At 59.8% G+C, this 15514-nt stretch carries 16 protein-coding genes and 1 pseudogene; 6 read left to right on the forward strand and 11 right to left on the reverse strand.

The genetic code is table 11. The annotated features are described in order from the left end of the window. Window positions 1–56 precede the first annotated feature (56 nt). From CX676_RS16150 to istB, 3 genes are all read left to right on the forward strand, one after another. Window positions 57–221: a DUF736 family protein gene (locus CX676_RS16150; protein ID WP_101753492.1), complete on the forward strand. Its 165-nt coding sequence runs from the start codon at window positions 57–59 to the stop codon at window positions 219–221. Window positions 222–295: 74 nt separating this feature from the next. Next, entirely contained in the window at window positions 296–1783 is a 1488-nt protein-coding gene (gene istA, locus CX676_RS16155) for an IS21 family transposase (protein WP_157935855.1), read from the forward strand. Further along, window positions 1780–2544: an IS21-like element helper ATPase IstB gene (gene istB / locus CX676_RS16160; protein ID WP_028095139.1), complete on the forward strand. Its 765-nt coding sequence runs from the start codon at window positions 1780–1782 to the stop codon at window positions 2542–2544. Before istA ends, istB begins: the two co-directional genes overlap by 4 nt. A gap of 217 nt (window positions 2545–2761) precedes the next feature. Here the strand turns inward: istB and CX676_RS16165 are convergent, their stop codons facing one another. Then, window positions 2762–4882 (reverse strand): UPF0149 family protein, encoded by a 2121-nt coding sequence (locus CX676_RS16165; protein WP_101753493.1) that lies wholly within the window; start codon window positions 4880–4882, stop codon window positions 2762–2764. A gap of 89 nt (window positions 4883–4971) precedes the next feature. Continuing rightward, complete coding sequence (locus CX676_RS16170) at window positions 4972–5175, reverse strand: hypothetical protein (protein WP_232816487.1); 204 nt, start codon at window positions 5173–5175, stop codon at window positions 4972–4974. 142 nt (window positions 5176–5317) lie between these two features. Between CX676_RS16170 and CX676_RS16175 the strand changes: the two genes are divergently transcribed. Next, a protein-coding gene (locus CX676_RS16175) for an IS5 family transposase (protein WP_101753494.1) occupies window positions 5318–6075 on the forward strand; the annotation gives its coding sequence in 2 pieces (ribosomal slippage) (window positions 5318–5642 and window positions 5642–6075; 759 coding nt in all). A gap of 207 nt (window positions 6076–6282) precedes the next feature. Here the strand turns inward: CX676_RS16175 and CX676_RS16180 are convergent. The 6 genes and pseudogenes from CX676_RS16180 to CX676_RS16205 all read right to left on the reverse strand — a co-directional run bounded on the left by CX676_RS16180 (window position 6283) and on the right by CX676_RS16205 (window position 10378). Then, window positions 6283–7224 (reverse strand): LysR family transcriptional regulator, encoded by a 942-nt coding sequence (locus CX676_RS16180; RefSeq protein WP_101753495.1) that lies wholly within the window; start codon window positions 7222–7224, stop codon window positions 6283–6285. A 363-nt stretch (window positions 7225–7587) separates the two neighbouring features. Beyond that, window positions 7588–7737, reverse strand: a pseudogene (locus tag CX676_RS23025) (IS5/IS1182 family transposase); the annotation flags it as partial. A gap of 337 nt (window positions 7738–8074) precedes the next feature. Beyond that, entirely contained in the window at window positions 8075–8524 is a 450-nt protein-coding gene (locus CX676_RS16190) for a VOC family protein (RefSeq protein WP_198590218.1), read from the reverse strand. Window positions 8525–8549: 25 nt separating this feature from the next. Beyond that, window positions 8550–8900, reverse strand: a complete 351-nt coding sequence (locus CX676_RS16195) for a hypothetical protein (RefSeq protein WP_157935969.1) — start codon at window positions 8898–8900, stop codon at window positions 8550–8552. A 51-nt stretch (window positions 8901–8951) separates the two neighbouring features. Then, window positions 8952–9254 carry a hypothetical protein gene (locus tag CX676_RS16200; protein ID WP_101753497.1) on the reverse strand — a complete coding sequence of 101 codons (303 nt, stop codon included), beginning with the start codon at window positions 9252–9254 and terminating at the stop codon, window positions 8952–8954. A 44-nt stretch (window positions 9255–9298) separates the two neighbouring features. Continuing rightward, window positions 9299–10378: an aromatic ring-hydroxylating oxygenase subunit alpha gene (locus CX676_RS16205; RefSeq protein WP_080621494.1), complete on the reverse strand. Its 1080-nt coding sequence runs from the start codon at window positions 10376–10378 to the stop codon at window positions 9299–9301. Between the two features lie 543 nt (window positions 10379–10921). On the opposite strand from CX676_RS16205, the gene CX676_RS16210 reads away from it, so the two are divergent. Both CX676_RS16210 and CX676_RS16215 read left to right on the forward strand, forming a co-directional pair. After that, entirely contained in the window at window positions 10922–12052 is a 1131-nt protein-coding gene (locus tag CX676_RS16210; protein WP_101753498.1) for an S-(hydroxymethyl)glutathione dehydrogenase/class III alcohol dehydrogenase, read from the forward strand. A gap of 16 nt (window positions 12053–12068) precedes the next feature. Further along, window positions 12069–12941: a helix-turn-helix domain-containing protein gene (locus tag CX676_RS16215; RefSeq protein WP_101753499.1), complete on the forward strand. Its 873-nt coding sequence runs from the start codon at window positions 12069–12071 to the stop codon at window positions 12939–12941. Between the two features lie 343 nt (window positions 12942–13284). Here the strand turns inward: CX676_RS16215 and CX676_RS16220 are convergent, their stop codons facing one another. From CX676_RS16220 to CX676_RS16230, 3 genes are all read right to left on the reverse strand, one after another. After that, window positions 13285–13911, reverse strand: a complete 627-nt coding sequence (locus CX676_RS16220; RefSeq protein ID WP_080621498.1) for a glutathione S-transferase family protein — start codon at window positions 13909–13911, stop codon at window positions 13285–13287. Between the two features lies 1 nt (window position 13912). Then, window positions 13913–14659: an aromatic ring-hydroxylating oxygenase subunit alpha gene (locus tag CX676_RS16225; protein ID WP_198590219.1), complete on the reverse strand. Its 747-nt coding sequence runs from the start codon at window positions 14657–14659 to the stop codon at window positions 13913–13915. A gap of 165 nt (window positions 14660–14824) precedes the next feature. After that, entirely contained in the window at window positions 14825–15496 is a 672-nt protein-coding gene (locus CX676_RS16230) for a Rieske (2Fe-2S) protein (RefSeq protein WP_101753501.1), read from the reverse strand. Window positions 15497–15514 lie beyond the last annotated feature (18 nt).

Here is a 15514-nt window from a genome sequence, read left to right on the forward strand (position 1 = left end):
GTGCGGGGCGTGCGAGCGGCCCGCGTCTTCTCTACCGCATAGGAAAGGAGCCTTCCATGGCACAGATCGGCCAGTTTACCCGCACCCCGTCCGGCTATTTCGGGCAGCTTCGCACCCTCTCGCTCGACCTTGAGCTGACCTTTGTTCCGATCGATGATGTCGAGTCAGAGAACGCGCTGAGAACGGCGGTGAGAAAGTCGACCACGGTAGCGGCGGGATGAGCCCGCTGCGGGCGGCGTAAAAGTCGTCCACCTTTACCCTTTCTGGCGACAGGGAGGGCGGGAGGATTTTCACCGTGGATTTGTATCGGAAGGTTCGCCTGGCTTGTTCAGAAGGCATGAGCCAGCGCGAGGCTGCGCGTCAGTTTGGGGTTTCCCGCGACAGCGTTCGGAAGATGTTGGCGTTCTCGGTTCCGCCTGGATACCGGCGGACGGCGCCGGTGAAGCGGCCGAAGCTGGATGGGTTCACCGAGATCATCGATGGCTGGCTGGAGGGGGATCGCGAGGTCCATCGAAAGCAACGGCACACGGCGAAGCGGGTATTCGAGCGGCTTCGCGATGAGCATGGCTTCACCGGCGGCTATACGATCATCAAGGACTATATGCGGGAGCGCGAGCGGCGCGGCCGAGAGATTTTCGTGCCGCTAGCCCATCCGCCAGGACATGCCCAGGCCGACTTCGGCGAGGCTGTGGTCGTCATCGGCGGCGTCGAGCAGAAGGCGCACTTCTTCGTTATGGACTTGCCGCACAGTGATGCCTGCTTCGTGCGCGCCTATCCCGCGGCGACAGCGGAAGCCTGGGTAGACGGCCACGTCCACGCCTTCGCCTTCTTCGGCAGGGTGCCGGTATCGGTCCTCTACGACAACGATCGCTGTCTTGTTGCGAAGATCCTGGCGGACGGCACACGTCAGCGGGCCACGCTCTTCAGCGGGTTCCTGTCCCACTACCTGTTCCGAGACCGCTATGGCCGCCCCGGCAAGGGGAACGACAAGGGCAACGCGGAAGGATTGGTCGGCTATTCCCGCCGCAACTTCATGGTCCCGGTCCCGCGGTTTGTGAGTTGGGCTTCGTTCAACGCCTATCTGGAGGAGCAGTGTCGCAAACGTCAGGCGGATGTTCTGCGCGGCCAGTCCGAGACCATCGGGGAACGCCTCGTGCGAGATCTGGTCGTGATGTCTGATCTGCCACCCGCGCCGTTCGATGCCTGCGACCAAGCCACCGGGCGAGTCAGTTCCCAAGCGCTGGTGCGCTACAAGACCAACGATTACTCGGTGCCGGTCGCCTACGGCCACCGCGATGTCTGGATCAGGGGCTATGTCGACGAGGTTGTGATCGGCTGCGGTGGCGAGCTCATCGCACGCCACCCCCGCTGCTATGACCGCGAGGACATGGTGTTCGATCCGGTGCATTACCTCCCGCTCATCGAGAGGAAGATCAATGCTTTGGATCAGGCCGCGCCTCTTGCCGAATGGAACCTGCCGCCGGAGTTCGCAACCCTGCGCCGCCTGATGGAGGCGCGGATGATCAAGGCGGGACGCCGGGAATATGTGCAGGTTTTGCGCCTGCTGGAAACCTTCGACATCGATGATCTCCACGCGGCCGTGAAGAAGGCCCTGCAATTGGGCGCTGTCGGCTTCGATGCCGTGAAGCACCTCGCTCTCTGCCATGTTGAGAAACGGCCGCCGAAGCTGGACCTCGATGTCTATCCCTACCTGCCGCGGGCCAACGTGGGGACCACCTCGGCGGCAAGCTACATGTCTCTGCTGTCGGGAGACGCGGCATGACCGGTGCGCCGCAGATCCTGCTTGCTCATCACCTGAAGACGCTGAAGCTCCCGACCTTCTTGCGGGAGCACGAGAAGCTGGCGCGCCAATGTGCAGCCGAGGGCCTGGACCACGTCCAGTTCCTCGCCCGACTGGTCGAACTGGAACTGATCGACCGCGAGGGACGGATGATCGAACGCCGGATCAAGGTTGCAAAGTTCCCCGCCAAGAAGAGCCTGGACAGCTTCGACTTCAAGGCGATCCCGAAGCTCAACAAGATGCAGGTGCTGGACCTTGCCCGTTGCGAATGGATCGAGCGGCGCGAAAACGTCATTGCGCTCGGACCGAGTGGCACGGGCAAGACGCATGTTGCTCTGGGGCTGGGACTGGCCGCTTGTCAGAAAGGAATGTCGGTCAGCTTCACTACGGCCGCGGCACTGGTCAACGAGTTGATGGAAGCCCGCGACGAGCGCCGCCTCCTGCGGCTCCAGAAGCAGCTGGCTTCGGTCAAACTGCTCATCATCGATGAACTGGGCTTCGTGCCTCTGTCAAAGACCGGCGCCGAGCTACTCTTCGAGATGATCTCGCAACGCTACGAGCGCGGCGCCACGCTCATCACCAGCAACCTGCCGTTCGACGAATGGACCGAGACCTTCGGAACAGAGCGGCTGACCGGCGCTCTGCTCGACCGCCTGACCCACCACGTCAACATCCTCGAGATGAATGGCGAGAGCTACAGGCTCGCGCAAAGTCGGGCCCGAAACGCCGGCCAGACCCCATAGAAAACCGCAACGCGCGCTTGAGCCCGCCGCTCGGGCTACGCCCTCCCGGCGGGCTCAAGCGCGCAAGAAAGTGGCCTGCTTTTGCGCCGCCCCGTGGCCGGTTTTTGCTCCGCCGTTGACATTCAGCGCCGACGGGAAGCCTCAGTTCCGCAGGATGCGTGGCACAAGAACTCCTGCGTTCCCCCCACCGAACGAAATTCGGCGGAAGTCGCGGGCTTCAGGAACCGCAGTTTCGATTATGGCGCGCGGCTATCCACTGGCTGAGCGCCTTCACCTCGGCAGCGCTGAAGCCCGTGGCCATCGCATCGGCAACGCGCTGCATCATCGCCCGATCATCCGGGCCGGTCGACTTTGCGGGCCAGGATGATCGGAAATGCCCACAGGCATAACTGAACCCGGCCGCCCAGTCCCGCATGGCCATCTGGCTTCGCGCGGACATCGCCGCTGAAAACTCCGCAGCCTCTTTCGCTTGGTCCAAGCAGGCGTTCGCGCGCATCAGGATCAGATCGGCGAAGCGCTGGATACTATCCGACGTGAGGTTGCCAATGGCGCTGCCGAGGATCTCGGGTAGCCACCTGTTCGGCGCGATTACCTTCGGCGCGATGGTGGCCGACATCAGGAACCCGTCGATCCAGTCCGCCGTGATCGCCGAGCCTTTCACGAGGCGCGCCAGTTCGCCCTTCCGCTCCGGCTTTGGCGCCTCTGCTTCCGCCTCTTCCACCCATTCCTCAAGCGTGGTGTCCTGATCCACGTTCGGGTCGTCGAATAACCACGCCTCGATTGTCTGGTCGTGGACATCGGCCATGACCGGGATCTTATTCAGATCGCGCCCTTCGAGGAGCGCAATCGCCGTGGCCGTGAAGCTGTTGGCGTCCGGGTGGTCGGCCGCCGCCAGCACATCGGCTGCCCGCCCGACAAGTCGCGCCCAGAAGTCGCGTCGGGTCTCAAGCCATCGCCACAGCGCCGAGTCCAGCGCGCGCGGGCTGTGGCGGCCCTCGAGCACCTCATGCGCATGATCGCTTTCCTCGAACCAGCTCTGGACGATCTCATGACGATCCCACCAGCCTTCGCTGGCATTGATCAGCTTGCCTCGCGCCTGCGCCGAGAGGTCGCGTATACGTTCCGACGCGGGCAAGGCAGAGATCATGGCTTCTGTCGTGACGGCTTCAGGTCGCAGCTTGTCGAGGCCGCAAAGTTCCGACACCTCGATGATCCCCGGGGCCGGGGGCAACCCTGCTGCAAGGCCATCGGCCAGCGCCATGGCGAGGCTGCCTTCGAGCCAGTTGAGGGGCACCTTGACCGAGCCGGTCTCCTGGCTGATGCGGCTGATCAGCGCCTTCTGTTCGCTCGCCGACGTGCAGGGCACGGCATAGGCGTCCTTGACCCCGTGGCCCTGCTTGAAGAGCAGCATCGCGGTCTTGCGGCTTCCGCCCGATTGTAGCGCGATCATGACGCTTTGCGCGCCGCCGCCATCGGGCAGTGTGGCCATGACCGAATGGATGATCCACGGCTTGGCTGATGCGCCGGTCGCCAGACCCGACCGCATGGCGAGTTTCAATGCCTCGTCCACCGAAGCGCGGGCCTCGTCCTGAGGCATCCAGCTGCGCAGGATCACCATCTTGCTCGCTATCTCCTGCGAGAGCGTGCCTGCCGCGGCGCGTTCGCCCAAGGCTTGCGCCGCCGCAGCGCGGACCGGTGCAGCGGGATCGAGCAGCCAGAAACATGCCAGCCTCGCGTGGATCGGCTCCGATCGTCCAACCGACCATGCGATGACGTGCTGACGCATTGCCGACGGCATTGCCGGGAATGTCTCGGTCAGCGCGGCATGCAGCGCGAGCGCATCGCCTTCGGTCTGCTCGATCAGACTGCGGAACAGATCTTCCAGCGCCGCCTCCGCCGCGACACGATCCTGCGGGGCAGGGCCGGGCGCTGCGCGCATCATATCGGCGGAAGAAACCTCAAGAGATGCGGGTGCGGGCAGTCCGCTCCTCGTCCATGCGCTTGCAAGAAGCAGGCGGTGGAAGGGACTCAGGCGCCCCTGGCCAGAAGCCAGTTCGACCGCATCCGTCACTGCCTCAAGAAAGGTATCACCTCGCTTCTTGCGGTTCTCCCTGGCCATGCGCGCGGCATCCAGTGCCGATGCCAGCAATTCGGTGAGTGGCTCCAACTCGGGGGCACTCTCCTCCGTGGCGCAGAGCTTCGCAACCAGACGCCCACCCAATGCAGGCCGATGCAGCATCGTAAAGCTTGCGCGGTCCAGCACCTCGCGGCGCGCGCTGTCATCGTCCTGCAGCCGCGCCAGTTCCGCTATCGCTGTTTCGATCTGCCCTTCCGCCACGGATCCCCACTTCCTGAACCAAGCCACCGCTGCCGTGGCCAGTTTGTACCATCATTCTTACCTGCGGGACGACGGGCAACCCATCTCGACTATTCTACCGACTTTTCGATGAACCCGAGTGTGTTGGCGTTTTCGACCAGCGTTCTGACCTTTGCCCGATCGAGGCCAGAAGGGATCTCGGCTTCGATTTCGAGCCTCAACTTCACATCGCTACCGGGAATGATGGTGAGTTGTTCGACGATGGCCTCAACGATCTGGTGCATGTCCCGCGCCGGCCTGTCGGCAGATACCATCACCGTTCCGGCAAATCGGGTTGGCCTCCTCCCCGTGGTAGTGGGTTCTGATGCACCGTCGGCAGTCTGGCCACCGCTAGGCTCCAGACCCATTGATTTCCGGCGTTTGGCATGATTCAGGCTCCGCCAGGAGACCTGATCGATGAGCAATCTTTACTGGCTGAGCGATGCCCAGATGGAACGCCTGAAGCCGTTCTTTCCCAAGAGTCATGGCAAGCCCCGCGTCGATGATCGCCGCGTTCTCAGCGGCATAATCTTCATCAACCGCAATGGGTTGCGGTGGTGTGATGCGCCGAAGGAATACGGGCCCGCCAAGACCCTCTACAACCGTTGGAAGCGCTGGAGTGACAACGGGGTCTTCGCCCGGATCATGGTCGGCCTGGCCGCTGAGAGCGCCGATCACAAGACGATCATGATCGATGCGACCTATCTCAAGGCACACCGCACGGCGTCGAGCCTGTGCGTGAAAAAGGGGGGCGCGCACGCCAGATCGGGCGGACAAAAGGCGGCATGAACACCAAACTGCACGCCGTTGCCGATGCCACGGGGCGGCCGATCGGGTTCTTCATGTCGGCCGGCCAGGTCAGCGACTACACAGGCGCAGCGGCTCTTCTGGGCAGTCTGCCGAAGGCGGGTTGGCTGCTGGCTGACAGGGGCTACGACGCTGATTGGTTCAGAGAAGCGTTGAAAGACAGGGGGATAAAAGTCTGCATCCCCGGTCGAAAGTCCCGCAGGAAGGCCGTCAAATACGACAAGCGGCGCTACAAACGGCGCAACCGCATCGAGATCATGTTCGGCCGTCTGAAGGATTGGCGGCGCGTCGCCACCCGATACGACCGTTGCCCGGAAACCTTCTTCTCCGCGATCATGCTCGCCGCAACCGTCTTGTTCTGGCTGTGAAATTCAATGAGTCTGGACCCTAGGCTGTCATCCGTTATCATGACGAGCGCGCCCATTGGCCGAGATAGGTAACCACTCCTCGCCATGATTCTTGGTTAGGGCAAAGATCGACTGATTGGACCTGTCGCAAACCGAAGTACTCTTGCTTTTTGGCCTTGTAGGCTAATATTATTCCTTGCACTGTGTGCTGAATATTTGGTTTTGGAGTTATGGGTACTGACGCACGAGTGCATAGCCTGGATGACGAATCAATTTGTCGAAGTTTTGGCAAAGCGTATCAATTACTAGTTTAACGCGCGGGTTGCGATGGCGGGCGGCGCCATATATTGCCCAGACAGATATTTTCTCACTCTCGTTGGCTTCTTGGAGGAGCGGTATGAGGTCACCTTCAGCAACCTCATAATGCACAAAAAAGTCCGGCAGATATGCTATTGCCTCTCCTGAAACTGCATAGAATTTTGCCATCCAATAATCATGAACACTGAACCGTACATTGTAATCGCCAATCCGCTGTCCATCTGCGTCTTGAAGTAACCAAGGTTCCGCTATTCCCTTGCGCGTATATTCTATGCCGGGCATTTCCCTTATATCCTCAACGGACTTAGGGGTTCCTAGTCGCTGCAGAAGTAGTGGACTAGCGTAAGCGCGATACCCAACATTGCCTAGCTTTCGACAAACGTGATCAGATGATGGGGCAGTGCCAACAAAAATAAGGCAATCAAATTCTGTTTGTTCCGGCAATGGGGTGTCACTAGGGTACATTCGTGTTTCGAAGGATAGCCCCGGATGCTCTCTTGCCAAATACAAAGTTGCTGCACCAATAATGCTGGTCCCAAACTCCGCGCTTCCTAATATCCTCACTTTACCATTCAAGGAGCTATGGGCACGTTGAGCCGCGCTTGCAGCCAATTCGATGCTATCAAATATACGGCCGGTATTATCTAGAAGGGCACGTCCAGCATCTGTGAGTTGCAAGCCTCTCTGAGAACGATGAAACAATTCAACCTCCAGCAAATCCTCTAGGCGGCGGATGCTGTGGCTGAGCGTTGCCTTTGGTACGCCGGAGATCATACCGGCGCGCGTCAGGCTTCCTGTCCTCGCGACATGGACGAAATTGCTGATATCCTTGAATTCAACCTTGGTCGTCATGGGGGCCTGGGCTGTCTTCCAAACTTCGAACGGAAGATCTAGTTAGTTCGTCTACTCCGGGTGCCAACGCGTTGCTACCAAATTATGACAGCGTTCTGTCTTCGGCAGGTGAGGTTAGCACTTCGCTGCCATTCTATGCAAGGTAACAACAAAAATAACTACTTAAGTAGCATTTGGTGGGGATTCCGTCCGAGAACGATAGGGCTTGAGAAGACGATATAGCAACAGGGAGTAGCACTTGGAGACTAACAGGCCTCTGATTTAGTGCCGCGCTGAAAACGTTGTTCTCAGGTTTGTTGCGGCTTTGGCTTGTTCATCTGTTCTGTGTGGCGGGTTTGGTCGGTTTGTGGCGTGATCTTCTGCTCAGGCTGGGAGCAGCTTTGGCAGTCCGGCGAGATTTCCGGCGGCCAGCGTCATGATGAAGCGAGCCCGTGCGCGTTCAATGCCGCGATAAACGGTCTGGACGGCACCTCCGATGGCTTTGGCCCAGCCGAAAGCCTCCTCGAACCGTTGCAGTGCCTGAAGGAAAGGGCGTAAGCCCGCGCACTGTATGCCCTGCAAGCACCGGCCGGGGGCCGGAGCGGATAATCACGAACGAAAGAGCCGCGCCCAAGGGCGCGGCAGTTTGCTTGTCGTCGCTAGAAGACAAGAGGGTTCAGCTATGGGCCGGAGGTGGTAACGGTCAAGGGCGCTGTTGTGCCGTGCCTACGTCGACCTCCGGCTGACAATCAAAGCCCGACGTGCTCCTGCTCCGCAGCACTGGTGCATTCAGAATGGAGCCTGCACCGGGAACGCCGTCCTGAAAAGCGGCACGGCTTGGCAGCACAGGGCCTGCGTATAGACACAGGCCCTAGTCGAAGTTGACAACCGGAATTTCGGCACCCTCGGGAATGGTCATGGCTGTGATGCGCGCGATGTTGAACTCCGGATCGTTGAAGACCAACTGCCACTGCCCGTAATAGGTTGCAAACGGCCCCTTGACGATCGACCCGCCAAGCTGGGGCACCTTGTGCGCGATCTCATCTACCGTTGCCCAGTCTTCAACCACGAACGTCACCATCGTGCCGGCGCTGGATGTTGATGTCCTGCGTCTCTCACGATCCTTCAGGCCCAGAAGCTCATAGGCCGGGACGCCGTTGAAGGCCAGCTGGAAGCCATTGCCTTGCAGAACCCGGTAGATCGGCGAAGAGGCCTCGGGAATGTCGTCCCAACCCAGGATTGCAGCGTAAAATTGTTTCTGTTTCTCCACATCATCGCAGAAGATGTTGTGCATAGGCTGGAACTTGTCTGCACTGGCCATCGGTGTGTCCACGCTCCTCTTGAGATCAGGCATTGAGGTCGCCGTCGGCGCATCGAGACGACATCTTTATGCCCAGCGGGGCCGCCAGTCCCGCATCCATCAGCGTCCCGACAAGCTCGGCGTGATAGGCGGCATAGGCTTTCACTGAAACATAGCGGTCCTCGGGTCTGATGATGTTGAACATCAGCGATCCTTGGCGGACAGTGGGCAGCACCCAGGACTTGTAGGCCCATTCCGGGTCCGCATGCGTGAAGTAGTCCGAGTTCTTCGGTCGCAGCCATCTTGCGCCGTCATGAGGTTGATCGATATTGCCGACCGACGCATTGAAGGCCCTAAGTGCCTTCTCCGGTTCGGCGGTGCTTACATACAAGGCCAACTTTTTTCCTTTCCGTTCCAAATCTATCCGCCTGACAGCTTTCGTGACTGCTCAGTCCAGTAGAACCTCATCAAAGCGCACGTCCATCCACCGGAGGAAGGTTTCCACCAGCCTCGTGTAGTACAGCTTGACCACGTCAGGCGGGATGCCTTTGCCGCCATCGGCCTGAAGTTCGAAGGTCAACGTGCCCGCATCGACGCTTGGCACAAGCCTTGCGCCGATATCCGACACGTCTTCGGAATGCTGGTAGGAGGTATCAGCCTCCAGCATCCAGCCTTCCGCCTTCCCCCACGCTTCTTCCTGGACAATTCTCCGGTTGAACTCCCGAAGCAGCGCATCGGGAGAATTGGTCATGAAATGGACTGACACTGGGATATCTCCTGAAATCCGGCCGAGCGTCAGCCCGCGACTGCTTGCAGTTCAGGGTGAATCCGGTCGCTTTCAAGAACCGGCGTCAGGAGAGCTTTCTCGAAAGCCTCCTTGCCCTGCGCGTGGGCGTTTTCCAGTTCCTTGATCCATTTCCTGTACTGTATCGAGATCTTGTCGGTCACGACCGACAGTTCGTCGTCGTAAATCTCTTCTGGCCACTGCGATTCAATGACCGGCTGGTCCTCGGCAAAGACCAGGTCGTTGAAGGCGATGTGGGGATGATCCGAATCGTTCAAGCTCTTCTCGCGGGCGAAGATCAGGAAGTTCTTCGTTTGCTTCGCGTTCACCGGGCAGGACACGTTGAAGAGGACGTGAAGGTTGTTCCCCACATATTTTTGAACCGCCAAGTTGATCGTGAACGGCATACTGCAATGGTAGGTGAAGTTGCCGATGGGTGCCTGATCGGGAACATCCATGCCCGGAGGGGTGTCATAGACAAAGCGCAGCTGGCCCTTCACGCGATCGATCGGCACGATGGGCGGCTCGGCGTTGTTCGGATCGAACAGCGTGCCCGGGTGAACGAACGCGAAGTGCGAAAAGTCCGTGAAGTTTTCCCAGCGGCGCGGTGCGCTGGCATTCCACCAGTAGGGCTCCTGCACGACTATCTTCATCCTCGGGTCATCAGCGACGCTGAAATACGGGATTTCCGTCACGTTCCACGAGCTGTCCAGACGGACCCAGACCAAACCGTACTTCAGTTCACATTGGTAGCTTGGAACCTTGGCGCGCGAGGAAATCTTCTGCGTCGGACATGCCGGCATATGGGTGCACTTGCCCTCGGCATTGTACATCCATCCGTGGTACGGGCACTGAAGCTGGTCGTCCTTGACCTTGCCGCCGGACAGCTTGGCCGAACGGTGGACGCACTGGTCCTTCATTGCGATCATCTTGCCGTCGAGACGAGCAAGAACGACCTTCTCGTCAAGCAAGGTGACGGCCATGGGGCCATTGCCCAGCGGGTCGGCCTTCTCGAATTCGTCGAGAGTCGCGACCGGATGCCAAAAATGGCGGAGAAATTCCATGTTCTCGATTAAGGGACGTGCGCCCATACCGGCATTCCTTTTGTAGCTTTTGCTGCATAGAATAGACCAGCAGTGTCAGCCCAACATGTCTCTGCAACATAGAATTTATATGTGAACAGGGTGTCTAAAATCCGCAACATGATCTATCTGCCGTGGACGTATATGGTACGGCGCATTTTCTCAGACGCTTTGTTCGCGCCCGTCGTCTTGCAGACAAGACGGGTTTCAGACAAGATTGCCTTGTTCAATTCGGCCATGGGCCTGCTAGGGTGAACTGACAATATAGCGCAAGGAAAAGCGCCAGCAACCTTGCTCTAGAAATCCCAACTCGGTGTGCAAGAGCAATACATTGTCTAACTTTCTGTACATTAGGTCCAGATAAACTGGCTCCTTTGGACGGTGAATGACCTTACTATTGCGCTGTCCAGTAAGACACGTCCGGCGCCTACAATCTCTTCTGCCGGACGAGGCGAAGCCTCGATCCTCCCTGTCGAGGCTTCGCTAACATCCTTAACACGCGAAGATCGCCTGTCCGCATTAGTGGACAGGTATGGAACGAAGGAACAGACGATGAGAACACGCGCCGCCGTCGCCCTCGAGGCCGGGAAGCCGCTGGAAGTCATGGAGGTCAACCTCGAAGGCCCGAAGCCCGGCGAGGTCCTGGTCGAGATCAAGGCCACCGGCATCTGCCACACCGACGAATTCACCCGCTCGGGCGACGACCCCGAGGGCGTCTTCCCCGCCATCCTGGGCCATGAAGGCGCGGGCGTGGTGCTGGAAGTCGGCGCCGGCGTGACCTCGGTCAAGCCCGGCGACCACGTCATCCCGCTCTATACGCCCGAGTGCCGGCAATGCGCGTCCTGCCTATCGGGCAAGACCAACATGTGCCACGCCATCCGCGCCACCCAGGGCCAGGGGTTGATGCCAGACGGCACCACCCGCTTCTCGATGCTGGACGGCACCCCGATCCGGCATTACATGGGCTGCTCGACCTTCGCCAACCACACCGTGCTGCCGGAAATCTCGCTGGCCAAGGTGCGCGAGGACGCGCCCTTCGACAAGATCTGCTACATCGGCTGCGGCGTCACCACCGGCATCGGCGCGGTCATCAACACCGCCAAGGTGGAAATCGGCGCCAAGGCGGTGGTCTTCGGCCTGGGCGGGATCGGGCTGAACGTGATCCAGGGCCTGCGCCTGGCGGGCGCCGACATGATCATCGGCGTCGATCTGAACAACGACAAGAAGGAGATGGCCGAGCGGTTCGGGATGACGCATTTCGTCAATCCCAAGGAAATCGACGGCAATATCGTCCAGCACATCGTCGAGATGACCAAGACCCCCTTCGACCAGATCGGCGGCGCCGATTACAGCTTCGACGCCACCGGCAGCACCAAGGTGATGCGCGACGCCCTGGAATGCACGCATCGCGGCTGGGGCCAGTCGGTCATCATCGGCGTGGCGGCGGCGGGTGCCGAGATCAGCACCCGGCCGTTCCAGCTTGTCACCGGCCGGGTCTGGAAGGGCACGGCCTTCGGCGGCGCCCGTGGCCGGACGGACGTGCCGAAGATCGTGGACTGGTACATGGACGGCAAGATCGAGATCGACCCGATGATCACCCACACCATGCCGCTGGAGGACATCAACAAGGGCTTCGACCTGATGCACAAGGGCGAGTCGATCCGGTCGGTCGTTCTTTACTGATCGCTAAGGGGCCGCGATGCTTGGTCAACGAATTCAGATTGCGCGCCAAAGCCTCGACATGGAGATTGCCGAGTTTGCCTCGGCGCTTGGCATGGATGGCAACGCCGCCTCCCTTGCCAGGTGGGAGGCAGACGAGGCATCGCCGACACTTCGTGAGCTGACGGCCATCGGTTCGCTGGCGGGCATCTCGCTCTGCTTTTTCCTGCCGCCGCTTGTCAGAGACATCAAGGTGCAGAGATACTTCGGCGATGACGTCGACTCTCTGGCGATCAGGGCACGGGCACTGGTGGCGACATATATTGCCGTCGAGAACTATATCTCGGCCGAGTTTCTGGCCACCGGAACCATCACCCCGCCCAGCAGGATGGACCTTTGCGATCCGAAGCATCAGACTGCTACCGGCATGGCAGACATGATCCGGCATCGACTGGGGATCGGTTCCCGCTCGTTTCGAAGCCTGTCGGATGAGCTTGAGCTGAATGGCCTGAAGATTTTTGCTGCGCGCCTGCCTGCCAGAATAACCGGCATAAGCTGCGACATTTGCTTGGGAGACGATCCGGCACATCCCTTTTTTGTTGCCTCAAGTATTGCTTCACACCGGGAGACACAGGAAAACCTGTTCGACTGGGCCTTCTCGGAGGGCATAAGCGCAATCTGCGGCGATAGCGCCGAGCTTCATTCGGAGATAAGGACGACTTTCCTTCGGTCGTGCTTTCCGATCTCCAAGCCATCGGAAATCCTTACCTTGCGCCATACCAAGAAGGGCGGCCACACGGATAGGTATACGAGTGCCATTTATCGAAAGGTTAGAGGGGGTACCGCAAGCGGGCGCTTGTCGAAGTCGGATGCCGAGCGTATCGAAAAGATCCTACGCAGCAGCGAAGCCTAGCAGGCTGCAAAAGCCGACACTCTATGCCGTGCAAGAGCATGTTTCATCCTTTGCGTGATCGGAGGCAGGGCGATGATGCCGGGAATGGACAAGGCAAGCGAGTTGCTATTCGGAAGTACCGATTCGGCTCCACCCACTTCGGCGTGACGGTTTCTAGTCTGCAGCAAAAACTCAGCCAATGGTCGTCTGTAGCGCGTCAACAGGACGGAACGGTCGAATATCCTGCCCTGCGGTCAGACGCGGAACGTTGAGACTGCTGCTGACGCGGGCGGGTCAGAAATAAAAGACCGAGAACGGCATCCTGATGGCAGGTGACGTTCCCGGTCATCGCATCCCGACAGGGTCAGTCGAAGATGTTGATCCCGGGCATCAGCTTGAAGCGCGGAAGATTGACGAACCTGCGTATCCAGCGTTGGATCGCTGGGTAGTAGAATAGCTCGATGCCGCCGTCCCCTGCCAGCGCCACATAGGGGAAGCACGCGATATCCGCCACCGTGGGGCGTGATCCCGCGATCCAGTTGAACCCTTGCAGTTCCTGGTTGGCCAGATGGTCATCCAGGACACGGAACAGCTTGTGAGCGTCGGCCCTTGCCTGCGCCACATCGAGGTCATAGCCCAGCACGTCATGCAGCCGCGCCGCCGAGGCCGTGGACGTGATGCTATCAGCGAAGGCCAGCCATTGCGCGACCCGACCCAGTTCGGACGGATCGTTGACCGGCCACCACGTTCCTGTCGGATCGTAGCGCGAGGCGAGATACACGAGAATGGCCTGCGCATCCCGGATATAGGCTCCGTCGTCCTCCAGAACCGGGATCTGTCCCAACGGATTTATCTGGAGGAATGCATCGGACTTGTGTTCACGACCCGGAAAGAAGTCCACGGCTTGCTTTTCATGGGAAAGCTCAAGAAAATCCAGCAACAGCCGTATCTTGTAGCAATTGCCGGACAGGACATAGTCAAACAGCTTCATCTCATGCCGCCTCGTTGAAGAGGGCGACCCCCCACTGAAGTTCATTGGCCTTCAGCCAGCGGCGGTAGGCGATCGAGGACGCGTCCGCGCGGGTCGGCAATTCCCAACGGGGATCGAGCGGCAGCTTCCGGGGAACCTGGTTCTCGAGGATCATCCGGTCCTGCAGGAAGATGTTCTGCTGGAAGTGGAGAAGGCCGGTGTCGGTGTTTTCCTCGTCAAAGACCAGAATGAACGAGTGGACGATACACTCGTCCTCTTCCACGGGCTGGATGAACAGCCCGACCAGATCCCAGACATTCTCTCGGATCGGGCAGGTCTTGTACAGGATCGTCGAATAGGGATGCGGGACGCGATACTTGTATTCGGTCATCTGGCCGCCCGATGCCGCCGCGGAAGCCATGGGCTGGAAGAACTTGCATTTGGTCGCCCAGATTTCGTCCTTTTCCGCATCCATGCTGACGTCGTAGCTCTCGACGCTCGGATGTTCTTCCACGCCGAGGATGTCGGTGTGAACGAAGGGAAAATGAGCCATGTCGAGGAAGTTCTCGACGCAGCGCAGTCCCGAGCAGCGAACGCCCACGCCACCTGCGGTCACAAGACGCCGGTCCGGCTCGTCGAACTCCGGCATGTCATAAAGCGGGCGCGGCGTATCGCTCAGCGTGGTCCAGAGATGGCCGTAGCGGATCTGCGTCAGAAGGCTGCGCCCATCGGCATCGTTCACCGAAAGAACGCCAGCCGCGTCGCTCACGGTCAGATCCTGCGAAAGCAGTCGGACGGGTTTCGCTTCCGCACCTTCGAAATCGGGAAGGCGACCGATTGCATACCATTGCGAACGGGTGAAAGTGTCGGGTGTCATAGTGTTTCTCCTCGCTTGTCGAAGTGAGACGATCAATTTGCTAGGCTGCGATGCCTATCAAGCGGCGCTTGACGCCTTGAATACCTGCCGCAGACGGGTGGACAGCTTGCTGACGGCGATCACGACATCCTCCGATGCACTGGCCGGAACCGAGGTGTGGATCATCGCCCCGTGTTCCTTCATGTCCAGGAACGCCAAAAGGACTTTTCCCTCCACTTCGGGAACGCGGACGATCGCGGCGTGATCGGTGATCTTCGATACCAGTTCGGCGCCAATGCCTTTGGCAAGCTCATTCAGGCTAGCCGGGGCAAGGTCGATATGGACCGAACGGTTGGGAACCCAGTCGCCATCGATCGACGGCGCCGCCGTCGTCTCGCCCGAGTTTGCAACCCAGATGAACCCGCCGGAATCCGCCGCGCGATAGGCCTTGGCGCGGATCGTCTTGGGCGGAGTCAGGTCAGGATGCGCCGGGATGCCCGCGCAGGCACCCGCCCCGTCATAGGACCAGCCATGATACAGGCATGTCAGCGTGTTGCCCCGGACGATGCCGTAGGACAGGCGCATGCCCCGGTGGGGGCATCTGTTTTCCCATGCGCGGATCTGGCCGTCCTCACCGCGCCACAGGGCGATGTCGTTGTCGGCGATCACGACACGTCCTGCCGTCTTGGGAAGGACGTAGTTCTGAAGTCCGGCAGGGAACCACCCGGCTTCCAGTTCTGAAGGTTTCATTTTACTCCCCATTTCTGT

Source organism: Paracoccus zhejiangensis (assembly GCF_002847445.1).
Lineage (GTDB): Bacteria > Pseudomonadota > Alphaproteobacteria > Rhodobacterales > Rhodobacteraceae > Paracoccus > Paracoccus zhejiangensis.